The organism is Pseudoalteromonas sp. Bsw20308 (assembly GCF_000310105.2).
GTDB classification, from domain to species: Bacteria; Pseudomonadota; Gammaproteobacteria; order Enterobacterales; family Alteromonadaceae; genus Pseudoalteromonas; species Pseudoalteromonas fuliginea.
Window position 1 is genome coordinate 3,399,327 of record NZ_CP013138.1, and the last position, 12,402, is coordinate 3,411,728.

Consider the following 12,402-nt stretch of genomic DNA (forward strand, 5'->3'; position numbering starts at 1 on the left):
CTGTTAGAGAGTGAAATTATCTAAATCAGGGTGAGGTTCAAAATCACCAAGCCTCTCAAGCTCAGTATCTTGGCGCATTTGTTCGTTCCAACGCGCCTCATCCCAAATTTCAAACTTATTCATCAAACCAACCAACATTATTTTTTTTCCTAGATCTGCATGTGCACGCAATGAAGGCGCTAACAAAATCCGACCATTTTTATCAAGTTGATATTCTGTGGCATTCCCTAGCAACATACGCTGCATACGTCGAGCTCGTGGATTCATATTTGAAATTTTAGCTAAACGATTTTCTATTTCTTGCCACTCAGCAAGCGGATATAACCATAAGCACGGCTCATTTAGCGCAACAGTACAAATAACAGTTCCTTGGTCTTCAGATAGCAGAGATTCTCGGTACTTGGTTGGTACCGCAAAGCGTCCTTTATCATCCAAACTCAGTGAACTTGCGCCACGAAACATAAACAGCCTGCTTTAAATTATTTTAATCGCCTAGCGATTACTTTGATCCAGTTTGATCCACTAAAAACCACTTTTTACCACAGTCCTCCAGTTTAGGGCTTGACAAGCCTTTTTGTCAAGTAAGCTGACCAGCTTTAACGAGTCTCAAAGCTAGAAAAAATAAGGGTTCAAGCAAAGCGATTGAATTACGTGGGAAAAAGTGGAATAACAGCGAAAAAAAAATTTACTTAGTTTTAATATGCTTATTTCTACACGTTCTGCTTACTGAATAAACAATGAATATTTACAGTTTTTTAAGCATTTTCACCTTCTTTGTAAAATTTACCTAACCGTGTAGTAATAGTTACTGTTTTTTTTAATTACCAACCATGACAAAACCAGGAGAAACAAAAAACGACTAAAATTCAACAAGTTAAAACAAAAGTTAAATTTGGTTTAATCATTGCATCGTCTAAATCACTACTTAAATTTTTAACTTATTAAGGATTGATTATGGCTACTGCAACAAATACGAAACCAAACACAACTTCAGATGTTAAGCCTGACGTTAAACTAAAAAATACTGACTCGCCACTTACAGAGAAAGCCACATCAGCGGCGCACGATGCTGTAGATGCACTTTCTAGCAAAGCAGCAACAGCTGAAAGCAGTGTTCGTAAAGGCGCTTCTAGTTCAGCAGAAGCACTAAGCGAAAAACAACTTATTGCACGCGAAAAGCTGAGCGAATGCACTGCAAAAACGCGTGCTTTCGCTTCTGAAAATCCATTAGCAACTGCGGGCATTGCTTTTGCTGCTGGTATGTTAATTACATCATTATTTCGTCGTAAGTAATCAGTGATGAATAACCCACAAACAACCGCAACCAAGGATGGTAACGCGCAAAACCAAGCTACTGAGCAGCCAAGCCAAAAGGACGATTGGCAAGATCATATTGCAAAGATTTTAGAGTACTCTAAGCAACTCAAGGATGATTACCAGACCCAAGGAGAGATCACCCATCAGCTTGCTAAAGCTGAATGGCGGTTGTCGCTTAGAGCGCTTGCATTGATCACTATATTTTTAGGCTGTTTTGCCAGTGGTTTGGTTTTGTTGTGGGCAGGATTTCTAGGTGCTGTTGGATACAGTGTATACGATCTCTTTGGGTCGGTATGGCTGAGTATTGTAACAGCTACTTCACTGCAAGTTGCTTGTTTGGTATGGCTTTGGAAAAACACAGTTTACCTAAGCAATAAAATTGGCTTTAGTAAAACACTTAAAAGTTTAAAGCAGCTATTAAATTTACATGGGAATTAGTATGTTAGTAGATAATTTAATTAAGGCCCCAAACAAAAACGTTCAAGCTCTTAGTAAGCAAATGGATATGCGCAGTGAATTAAAACGCCAACACCATGCGGCGTTTCAATATCGGTTAAAACGTTTTGCAGCAACTAAAGTAGGACTAACAAGTGCTTTTTTAGCAGGTGCCGCTGTACAAGCAGGGAAAAGCGAAACCAGCTTGGTTAGAAAATATGGCTGGCTTGTTAGGCTACTCGCTTAAAGTTAAATACCTCTACCGTGATCAGATAAGTAATCAATACTTGGACCACTTGGCACAACTTGTGTCGGGTTGATCATTGTATGGCTAAAATAGTAATGACGTTTAATATGATAAAAATCAACTGTTTCGGCCACTCCTCTAACTTGATATAGATCTCTAAGATATCCGCTCAGAGCAGGGTAGCTTTCAATTGTGCGTAAATTACATTTAAAGTGACCAACGTACACACTATCAAACCGAATCAGCGTAGTGAATAAGCGCCAATCAGCCTCGGTGAGTCTGTTTGTGGCTAAATAACGCTGCTTGCTCAGAATCCCCTCTACTGTATCGAGTGCTTTAAATAAATCGTTAAACGCCTCTTCATACGCATCCTGAGTTGTTGCGAAACCCGTACGATAAACACCATTATTTATATTTGGATAAATCAACGCGTTTAATTCGTCAATTTTTGGTTGCAATTCTTCAGGATAAAAGTCATCGGTATTGCCAGTCAATTCATTAAATGCACTATTAAACATACGTATAATATCGGCAGACTCATTGCTGACAATTTTATTTAGCTTTTTATCCCACAATACGGGAACGGTTACCCGCCCGGAGTACTTTGGGTTATTTTTTGTATACACTTGATGTAAGTAGTTACTATTAAATAAAGCATCACCAGTACTGTGGTTTTGCGTATCAAAAGCCCAACCACTATCAAGCATATCAGGGCTAACAACCGACACAGTAATTAAATTTTCCAACCCTTTTAACGCTCTAAATATAAGCGTTCGATGCGCCCAAGGGCACGCAAGTGATACATATAAATGATACCGATTAGATTGGGCTTTAAAACCTGCGTCGCCCGTTATTCCAGCGCTACCATCACCAGTTATCCAATGACGTAACTGCGCAGCTTCACGCTCAAACTTTCCGTTACTTGAATCGGTGTCGTACCACTTATCTTGCCATTGACCATCAACTAATAATCCCATGAAACTCTCCTAAAAATAGGGTTAAATTTTGCCGAACTCGCCGTTTTGATAATCACGCACTGCTTGCTGTACTTCAGCTTGCGTCGTCATTACAAACGGCCCCATGTGAGCAATCGGTTGATTAAGTGGATCGCCTGCTAAAACCAAAACACCAGCGCCTTGCTCTGAGGTAATATTAATATTACTGTCTGGCTCTAAAATAAGTAACTTACCAGCTGGGATTGTTTGATCGTCGCTTGTTATTATTGAGCCGCTATGAATATAGATCATTACTTTTTGTTGGCTAAGAGGCTCCAAATGAACGCTTTTACCGGCGGGTAATGTAATGTCAGCAAGTAGAGCATTAGCAGCTAAACCCTGCAAACTACTTGTAAGCGTTTCACTTTCGAACTGCCACGATCCCGCAAGTGCTTTTAACGTCACACCGTGCGTATTTATAAAACTCGGAGCTGAATTTTGCGTAGTATCTTGATAACGTGGATCGCGCATCTTATCCAAACTTGGCATGTTGATCCAAATTTGAAAGCCATGCAATCCATCAACGGTATCAGCGAGTGGCATCTCACTGTGCATAACGCCGCGCCCTGTACTCATCCATTGCACATCACCTGCTTTAATTGCTTTTTTGTTACCCATTTGGTCACGATGTTCAAAGCCACCTTTTAAAATATAAGTAAACGTTTCAATCCCTCGATGGGGATGCTCTGGAAAACCTCCCATATAATCTTTTTTGTCGTCTGACTTAAGTTCGTCAATCATTAAAAATGGATCTAAATATTTACCATCAAATCCTGGGATACGACTAATACTTACGCCATCGCCATCTTGAGTTGCATAAGCTGTAAGCACTTTTGATATTTTCATTTTTTAATTCACTTTAAAAAAGAAGTTGATGAGGGTATTAAATCATTCATTAAATAAAACAACTATGTCTTTAAATTGGTCATAACATTCTAAAAAATAGAAAGTTATGCTTTATTGTTCATATTTCAAACCTTGTATTACCGTGGTTATTTTTACTTATTTTTTAAATATCCGCTTTATCAATTACTTAAATTGCTGAGTAATTGATTGTTAATCCTGAAGTACTAATGCAAAGTTGTTTAATAATGATTAGTAAAATTAGAATGCAGCTTGCTTTCGACGGCTTTGGTACAGGCTCCTCATCACTTACTTACAATAAATGGATACGACTACTTAAAAATAGAAATGATTTTATGGCGTTTCGAAAAATAAAAAATCATTCTATCTAAATAATCCAACAAAAAGTTTAACTGTTACGCAATAAATAATGAGTCTATGCGGTCAAGTTATGCAATCAGATAAAAGTGGTAGTAGGATAAAATATGGCGAAAGCAACACTAGAGCAGTGGAGAATGTTTAAGGCTGTTGTTGACCATGGTGGATTTGCTGGTGCAAGTGCAGCTGTTCATAAAAGCCAGTCAACGGTTCATCACGCAGTACAAAAACTAGAAGTCGCTTTGCAAATTAAATTACTTGAAGTAAAGGGTCGCAAAGCCTTTTTAACAGACAGCGGTAAACTTATTTTACGCCGCGCAGAGTTTTTAATTGAAGAAGCGAGTAAAATAGAATCTGTCGCCAATACGCTCAGCGAAGGTGTGGAGAGCACATTAAAAATTGCAGTTGATGAAGTATTCCCCCACCCCATTTTGTATCAAGCACTGGCCAGAACCAGTGAACTTTTCCCGCTTTTAAAAATCGATTTAATAGAAAGCGTGTTAACGGGCGCTAACGAGTTATTAAATAATGCCGTTGTTGATTTAGCTATTTCTTCAATTCCTATTTACGGTATTAGTTGTAACCAGCTTTGTGATATAGAATTTGTCGCTGTAGCACACCCAAATCATCCGCTGCATCAGCGCACAGAGACTTTGTCATTTCGTGATTTAAAATTGTATAGGCAAATTGTAGTTCGTGATTCTGGCACGCAAACTAGCCATGATGAAGGTTGGCTAGGCGCAGATATGCGCTGGACGGTTAGTCATTTACGAAACTCTATTGATATGGTTAGCCAAAATTTAGGTTATGCATGGCTTCCTCGTACACAAGTATCTCACCTAATTGAAGAGGAAAAATTAAAAGTACTAAATCTAGAGCAAGGGACAACCCGTGCCCTTAAGTTATATTTAATGTGTAATGACACAGACAGACTAGGGCCTGCTGCACAAGAGTTTAAAGAGCAATTAATTAACCTGAGTTTAGATTAACAATCTTTAACTCATCGCCCTAAGTTATAGTAAATTAAATCACTTGTTTTTCACATCGAGGTGGTCGGCTACATATGCGCCTCGATTGCCTCTTTTTTTTGCGGGGCCTATTGTGCTGTCTATCGCCGTTTGTTGTTCCGTTGCGGCGTTAGTCGAAGCGCCTAAAATAACAATATAGGCACTTATATAAAGCCACATTAACATAATAACTACCCCACCTAACGAGCCATAGGTTTCGTTATAGCTCGAAAAACGCGACACATAAAATGAAAAACCAATAGATGCCAAAATCCAAAGCATGGTAGCAATGGAGGATCCTATTGTGATCCAACGCCATTTAGCTGGCTTTCGGTGCGGGGCGTAGCGATATAAGAGCACTAATGTAAAATTAAATATTAAAGCCAATAATGGCCAAGAAATAAGCTTGATCAGTAAATCTATGCCTTCTTTAAGTCCAACTAAGTTAAGTACAATTGGCAAGATACCAATAATTATAAGTGAAAAAATAGCAACGATAATCGCACCCATAGAAAATAAAAAGCGCACTAGTAACGCTTTAAAAAATGAGCGTTTTTCGTATTCTCGATAACTAATATTACACGCAGTAATAAGCGCCTGACTCCCTTTAGAGCTACTCCAAATAGTAAGTACTAAAGTTCCCAATGCACTGATACTTAAACTAGCGTTTGAACTTTGAGCAAGACTTGAAACTTGAGACAAAATGAGTTCTCGTGAGCTGTCAGGTAATAACGTAACAAACAAACTCAAATGTTCACTAATATCAGTAGGAGAGGAAAAATAAGCATAAATAGAAACAACGGCGGCAATAGCCGGAAAAATAGCAAGCAGTGCATAAAACGCAACTCCTGCAGCAACAAGCGATAAATTGTCCTCGTTCATTTGCTTAAAAATACGCTTAACAATATCCCACCAACCTACTACAGGAATATGCACAGGTTGCGCTGCTTGCTGCCCTCGTTTAGTCTCTTTCATTCTAAATCCCAAAATTTGTGTTACGTTATCTCAGCAAAATGTTTGCCAAGTTATATTGAACATTTGGTACTAAACTTGCTGCTAACAATTATAAAAACTAAACACGGATGACAGCCATGCCCAGTAGCCATGCAAACAACATAGTACAAAATAATGCCCCTCTCATAACACATAGTTTTGAAGGTGATATGCTTTCATGGCATTTTTTCCACGAACAAAGTCTGCAATTACTGCACGCAACAGCGCAAATATTACCCACTCTATTACTTGGCACAGTCCTTTTAGTACTAAGCTATTTAATCGCAGGGCCGCTTTCGCGACTACTTATAAAACCCATCGATTATATGACCGACAGTAAACTCGTTCACTTGGTCGCAAGGCGCAGTATTAGCACCTTAATTATTTTATTAGGCGTGTACTTATTTTTACGTTTAGCTGGGCTTACTGAGTTTGCAGTCGCTATTATGAGTGGAACAGGATTAATAGGCTTAATATTAGGTTTCGCTTTTAGAGACATAGCAGAAAATTTCATCGCCAGTTTATTACTAAGCATACAAAGACCTTTTAAAATTGATGATGTAATAGAGGTAGATAATCGCTTAGGGATCGTTAAAAAAGTAACCGCACGCGCAACAACACTAGTGGATTACGATGGTAATCATATTCAAATACCAAATGCGACTGTGTACAAAAACACCATTAAAAATCTCACCGCCAATCCCAAAATGCGCGGTAAAGTAGAAATAGGTATTGGCTATGATAACGATATACGCAATGCACAAACTCTCGCACTCGACATTGCCAATCAGCAAAGTGCCGTACTAAGCGACCCACCAGCGCAAGTATTAATAAAAAACCTTGGCTCATCCACTATTAACTTTACCTTGTTCTTTTGGGTTAATAGCGAGCAGCACAGCCCATTAAAAGTAGGCTCACAACTTATGCGAGAACTTGTAAACGAATTTACAAAGCACAATATCAGCATGCCTGACGACGCAAGAGAACGTATTTTACTTACCCCTGCTAACGAAACTATTTTTGGTTCAGAGCAAAAACAATCACCAAAAGTAAAAAACATAGTTAACGAAACAGACGATAAAACTAAAACACTCGATGATGTGAGCAGTGATACTGACGAAATACGTGAACAAGCAGATAAATCAAGAGATCCTGAACAAGGAAAAAATATTATTTAACCTGAACTCTGATTAAGAGATTTTCAGTGAAAACAAGGCTAATTTGCGCGTTAATAGCTGGCCTACTGCAAATAAATTTAATGCAGTTAGCGCTGACAATAACTGCTTGAGATAGATTTATTATCCAGAGTTCAGGTTCTTTATTATAAACACTGCGCATTTGCAGCTTAGCTTGCTAAAATAGGAAAAAATATGTTTTAAGTAAAACAATATGGCATTAACTACTACCTATACACTTGATAGACCTTACTTTTATGAATGCTTCGATGAGTCGCTTCCTTATAGTAAACGTGCGCAACCTAAATATTTTCTACTCGTGCTATTAACAGCACTGGGTTTGTTTGGTATTTATGGTTTAAATGATCATTACTTAGGTTCTTTTTTAATCATGCTGGCAATTCTTGAATGCGTTGCCTTTTACTATCGTCGTCCTTGGTGGGTAACCAGACAAATGCTCAGCAGAGCATCTGGCTCAGAAGTCACCCTTACTTTTGATGACGAAGGCATTAAATCGGTTAATCATTACAAAAACTATCAATTAGTATGGCAAGATATAAACGAAGTTATAGATACAGAGCGCGGATTATTATTAAAAAATAAACGTGGTATGCAATATATTTCAAAACAAATTTTAAGCCCCGAAATTATTAATTATATAAACAAAAAAGCCACTCGATGAGTGGCTTTTTTGTTTAGCTAAGTAAATTACTTAGCTATTTTATACCAATCTGCTTATATATGAGGTCTATTTAACGTTGAGAAAATTACGCTAGAACTAGGCAAAAATTTTTGTATCTAGTTGTTCTAAATAAAAAATTTTTAACGACGTTATAGTGCAATTTAATTCGTTAAATTGATCAAGGATTTATGCAGTTTGGTATTACATGTTGATTAAGCATTGCCCGGCTCAGGGTTAGACTTTTCAGCTTGTATACGCATGTAAATTTCTTCACGATGCACTGATACGTCTTTTGGTGCGTTAACACCGATTCGAACTTGATTTCCTTTAACACCTAGAACGGTAACTGTTACTTCGTCACCAATCATTAGGGTTTCACCTACTCTACGAGTTAGTATTAGCATTCTATTGCTCCCATGTTCCAATAAAAATTATAAGATTCCGCTTAAACATACTAATAAAAATTAGACTGAAAAGTAAGTAAAAACTCCCAATCTATTCATTTTCTGTTAAAAATACTTTGTGTAATGCACGAACAGCCAACTCTAAGTACTTTTCATCTATTAAAACTGAAATTTTAATCTCGGATGTTGAAACTAAAACTACATTAATGTTTTCTTGCGCTAATGCTTCAAAAAATAGACTCGCGACACCAGAATGCGATTTCATACCCATACCAACAGCAGACACTTTTGCCACTGTGGTTAATCCGCATATACTTTGAACACTTAATTGAACTTGCTGCTCAGTGAGCAATTCAAGTGTTTGCAGATAATCATTCGAGTGCACAGTAAAAGCATAGTCTATTTTTTCAAAGTTATGATTAACTTGATTAATCATATCTATTTCGATGCCATTTTCGGCAAAAAGTTTCAATATTTTTGAAAGATATTGCGTACCCGTTGGCACACCTTGTACCTTAATTAAACATTCGTCACGATTAAACGCAATCCCCGATACAACCTTGCTTGGCATATCGTTCTCCTCAAAACTTATTAATGTACCTTCATCGGGATTAAAGCTCGAAAGCACCCTAAGTGGCACATTATGTTTGCCTGCGGCTTCTACTGAGCGAATATGCAAAACTTTCGCCCCTAAACTTGCCAGTTCTAGCATTTCGGCAAAGGTAACTTGGCTCATTCTGCGCGCGTTAGGTTCAACACGAGGATCTGTAGTATATACGCCGTCAACGTCTGTATAGATCTGGCATTCGTCAGCTTTTATAGCCGCAGCTATTTCCACAGCCGATGTATCGGTGCCACCGCGCCCAAGCGTTGTAATGTTGCCCTCAACATCACGCCCCTGAAACCCAGCAATAATAGCAATACGATTATGCTCAAGCTCATGCTTCAAACGCGTAGCAGCAACCTCTGCAATACGAGCTTTACCAAACATGTTATCGGTTAAAATATTGACTTGATCGGCTAATAAGCTCACAGCAGAGTGGCCACGTTTTATAATAGCCATAGCAAGTAGTGATACAGAAACCTGCTCTCCGGTGCTAATAAGTACATCTAGTTCACGGCTACTCGGGCGAGTATCAATTTGTTTGGCGAGATTAATTAAGCGGTTGGTTTCTCCCGACATAGCAGAGAGCACCACAACCACTTGATGTCCTTGTTGTCTGGTTTTAACAACAAGGTCGGCGACCGCTTCAATTCGCTCTATTGAGCCGACCGAAGTGCCACCGAACTTTTGAACAATAAGCGCCACTTAGGCTTAAGTACGCTCAGTTAACCAAGCTGTAACGCTATCTAGTGCAGCAGCAAGGTTTTGTGGCTCACTACCACCGGCTTGTGCCATATCTGGACGACCGCCACCTTTACCACCTACTTGGCCTGCCATGTGGTTAACTAACTCACCGGCTTTTACTTTGCCTGTTAAGTCTTTAGTTACACCGGCAATTAGGCTTACTTTGTCGCCACTGGCAACACCGAGGGCAATAACACCTGAGCCAATTTTGTTTTTAAGGTCATCAACCATACCGCGCAGTGCTTTAGATTCAGTACCTTCAACGTTTGCTACAAGTAGCTTAACGCCGTTAATTTCAACAATCGAATCAAGTAAAGACGCACCCGCTGCACTTGCCAACTTATCGTTAAGTTGCGCAATTTGCTTTTCAAGACCTTTAGACTTTTCAAGTAACGCGGTTACTTTTTCAAGTACCGATGCGCTATCACCTTTAACTAAAGCTGCAACATCGCTAAGTTGTTGCTCTTGCTCGCTAACATAAGCAACTGCATCTGCACCAGTTACCGCTTCAATACGGCGAACGCCTGCGGCAATACCACTTTCAGATACAATTTTGAATAAACCAATATCGCCAGCGCGCTCAACGTGAGTACCACCGCAAAGCTCAATAGAGTAGTCGCCAATAGTAACTACACGTACTTCGTCATCGTACTTTTCGCCAAACAATGCCATAGCACCTTTCGCTTTAGCATCATCAATAGCCATAAGCTCAGTATTAAGTGCAAAGTTACGACGAATTTCGTCATTAACTACACGCTCAATTTCACGTAGCTCATCTTTAGTAACTGCTTCAAAGTGCGAAAAATCAAAACGTAAACGATCTGGCTGAACAAGTGAGCCTTTTTGGCCTACATGGTCGCCTAATAATTGGCGTAGTGCTTCGTGTAAAATATGTGTAGCTGTGTGGTTTTTCTTAATGCTATCGCGGCGCGCATCATCAATAGTTGCGTCAACTTTGTCATTAACACCAATGCGGCCCTGCACAGTACCGTGGTGAGCAAAAGCATTACCAAGTTTAGTGGTATTAGTAACATTAAATTCGCCACCAGCAACTGTAATAGTACCCGTGTCACCCGTTTGACCGCCTGATTCAGCGTAAAACGGTGTGCGGTCTAGTACTACAATACCTTGTTGACCATCTTCTAATAACTGAACAGCTTCGCCACCGGCAAAAATTTCAATAACGGTCGCGCTGTAATGTGTGCTGTCGTAACCTTTAAAGTCAGTGTGTTTATCTGATTTTAATTGGTCGTTGTAATCAGCACCAAACTTACCTGCTTGCTGCGCTGTTTTACGTTGTACAGCCATACACTCTTCAAAGCCTTGATGATCAATTGTCATCTGACGCTCACGCGCAACATCGGCCGTTAAATCAGCTGGAAAACCATACGTATCATAAAGTTTAAATACTAAGTCGCCCGGTATAATATCGCCTTTAAGGTCGCTTAAGCTTTCTTCTAAAATAGCTAAGCCACGCTCAAGTGTTTTACCAAACTGCTCTTCTTCAATGCGTAATACTTTTTCGATAATTTCTTGTTGCTTAGCAAGCTCTGGGTACGCTTGACCCATTTGCTCAATTAGCGCAGCAACTAATTTATAGAAAAACGAACCTTGTGCACCTAGCTTATTACCGTGGCGCACAGCACGACGAATAATACGACGCAGTACATAACCACGACCTTCGTTAGATGGCATAACACCGTCTGAGATTAAAAACGCACACGAACGAATATGATCCGCCACTACGCGTAGTGACTTATCATCCATATCTTGCGCGTTAGTAACACTTGCAGCTGCTGCAATTAAGCCTTGAAATAAATCGATTTCGTAGTTTGAATGCACGCCCTGCAAAATAGCAGAAATACGCTCAAGGCCCATTCCCGTATCAACAGATTGCTTAGGGAGAGGCAACATTGTACCGTCGCTTTGACGGTTGTATTGCATAAATACAAGGTTCCAAATTTCGATGAAACGGTCGCCGTCTTCCTCTGGAGTGCCCGGAGGTCCGCCCCAAATATGCTCGCCGTGATCATAAAATATTTCAGAACACGGACCACATGGACCGGTATCGCCCATAGACCAAAAGTTGTCTGAGGTCGCAATACGAATAATACGATCCTCTGGTAAACCAATTTCGTTAGCCCAGTAACCAAACGCTTCTTCATCATCGTGATAAATAGTTACTAAAAGTTTTTCTTTAGGTAAGCTTACTACCTCAGTTAAAAACTCCCATGCAAATTTAATCGCGTCTTGCTTAAAGTAATCACCAAAGCTGAAGTTACCTAACATTTCAAAAAATGTATGGTGGCGAGCAGTGTAGCCTACGTTTTCTAAATCGTTATGCTTACCGCCAGCACGTACACAGCGCTGCGAGCTTGTCGCACGTGTATAAGGGCGGCTTTCTGCGCCTAAAAATACATCTTTAAATTGCACCATGCCGGCATTGTTAAATAACAACGTGGCATCGTTACCCGGTATAAGCGAGCTAGAAGGTACTATTTGATGTTGCTTGCTGGCAAAAAAGTCTAAAAACTGTTGCCTAATTTGTGCGGTAGTCATGTGCTGCATTTGAAAGTCT

Annotated in this window: 13 protein-coding genes; 6 read left to right on the forward strand and 7 right to left on the reverse strand. The window is 39.5% G+C overall.

Features of this window, described 5'->3' with window-relative positions:
* Nucleotides 1-3 precede the first annotated feature (3 nt).
* Nucleotides 4-462 carry a division/cell wall cluster transcriptional repressor MraZ gene (mraZ, locus tag D172_RS15000; RefSeq protein WP_007376985.1) on the reverse strand — a complete coding sequence of 153 codons (459 nt, stop codon included), beginning with the start codon at nucleotides 460-462 and terminating at the stop codon, nucleotides 4-6.
* 492 nt (nucleotides 463-954) lie between these two features.
* Between mraZ and D172_RS15005 the strand changes: the two genes are divergently transcribed.
* Genes D172_RS15005 through D172_RS15015 form a run of 3 tightly spaced genes read left to right on the forward strand, consistent with a single transcriptional unit; the run spans nucleotide 955 to nucleotide 1,999 of the window.
* Nucleotides 955-1,293 carry a hypothetical protein gene (locus D172_RS15005; RefSeq protein ID WP_007376986.1) on the forward strand — a complete coding sequence of 113 codons (339 nt, stop codon included), beginning with the start codon at nucleotides 955-957 and terminating at the stop codon, nucleotides 1,291-1,293.
* Between the two features lie 6 nt (nucleotides 1,294-1,299).
* The gene (locus tag D172_RS15010; protein ID WP_007376987.1) at nucleotides 1,300-1,755 is read left to right on the forward strand and encodes a hypothetical protein; all 456 of its coding nucleotides are present in this window, start codon (nucleotides 1,300-1,302) and stop codon (nucleotides 1,753-1,755) included.
* Nucleotide 1,756: 1 nt separating this feature from the next.
* Nucleotides 1,757-1,999, forward strand: coding sequence for a hypothetical protein (locus D172_RS15015; RefSeq protein WP_007376988.1), 243 nt, complete (start codon nucleotides 1,757-1,759; stop codon nucleotides 1,997-1,999).
* A gap of 2 nt (nucleotides 2,000-2,001) precedes the next feature.
* Here D172_RS15015 and D172_RS15020 read toward each other — a convergent pair whose 3' ends face one another.
* Both D172_RS15020 and D172_RS15025 read right to left on the reverse strand, forming a co-directional pair.
* A complete protein-coding gene (locus tag D172_RS15020; RefSeq protein WP_007376989.1) occupies nucleotides 2,002-2,976 on the reverse strand; it encodes a glutathione S-transferase family protein in 975 nt (324 codons plus the stop codon).
* Between the two features lie 21 nt (nucleotides 2,977-2,997).
* The gene (locus tag D172_RS15025) at nucleotides 2,998-3,840 is read right to left on the reverse strand and encodes a pirin family protein (RefSeq protein ID WP_007376990.1); all 843 of its coding nucleotides are present in this window, start codon (nucleotides 3,838-3,840) and stop codon (nucleotides 2,998-3,000) included.
* A 482-nt stretch (nucleotides 3,841-4,322) separates the two neighbouring features.
* On the opposite strand from D172_RS15025, the gene D172_RS15030 reads away from it, so the two are divergent.
* A complete protein-coding gene (locus tag D172_RS15030; RefSeq protein ID WP_007376992.1) occupies nucleotides 4,323-5,204 on the forward strand; it encodes a LysR family transcriptional regulator in 882 nt (293 codons plus the stop codon).
* Nucleotides 5,205-5,243: 39 nt separating this feature from the next.
* On the opposite strand, the gene D172_RS15035 is transcribed toward D172_RS15030, so the two are convergent.
* The gene (locus D172_RS15035) at nucleotides 5,244-6,197 is read right to left on the reverse strand and encodes a YihY/virulence factor BrkB family protein (RefSeq protein ID WP_007376993.1); all 954 of its coding nucleotides are present in this window, start codon (nucleotides 6,195-6,197) and stop codon (nucleotides 5,244-5,246) included.
* Nucleotides 6,198-6,313: 116 nt separating this feature from the next.
* On the opposite strand from D172_RS15035, the gene D172_RS15040 reads away from it, so the two are divergent.
* Together D172_RS15040 and D172_RS15045 are read left to right on the forward strand one after the other, a co-directional pair.
* The gene (locus tag D172_RS15040) at nucleotides 6,314-7,393 is read left to right on the forward strand and encodes a mechanosensitive ion channel family protein (RefSeq protein ID WP_007376994.1); all 1,080 of its coding nucleotides are present in this window, start codon (nucleotides 6,314-6,316) and stop codon (nucleotides 7,391-7,393) included.
* A 211-nt stretch (nucleotides 7,394-7,604) separates the two neighbouring features.
* Entirely contained in the window at nucleotides 7,605-8,072 is a 468-nt protein-coding gene (locus tag D172_RS15045) for a YcxB family protein (protein ID WP_058230561.1), read from the forward strand.
* Nucleotides 8,073-8,284: 212 nt separating this feature from the next.
* Here D172_RS15045 and csrA read toward each other — a convergent pair whose 3' ends face one another.
* The 3 genes from csrA to alaS form a co-directional block, all read right to left on the reverse strand.
* The gene (gene csrA, locus D172_RS15050; RefSeq protein ID WP_011327236.1) at nucleotides 8,285-8,476 is read right to left on the reverse strand and encodes a carbon storage regulator CsrA; all 192 of its coding nucleotides are present in this window, start codon (nucleotides 8,474-8,476) and stop codon (nucleotides 8,285-8,287) included.
* A gap of 91 nt (nucleotides 8,477-8,567) precedes the next feature.
* Nucleotides 8,568-9,785, reverse strand: a complete 1,218-nt coding sequence (locus D172_RS15055) for an aspartate kinase (protein WP_007378956.1) — start codon at nucleotides 9,783-9,785, stop codon at nucleotides 8,568-8,570.
* Between the two features lie 6 nt (nucleotides 9,786-9,791).
* Complete coding sequence (gene alaS, locus D172_RS15060) at nucleotides 9,792-12,392, reverse strand: alanine--tRNA ligase (protein WP_007378957.1); 2,601 nt, start codon at nucleotides 12,390-12,392, stop codon at nucleotides 9,792-9,794.
* Nucleotides 12,393-12,402: the final 10 nt, after the last annotated feature.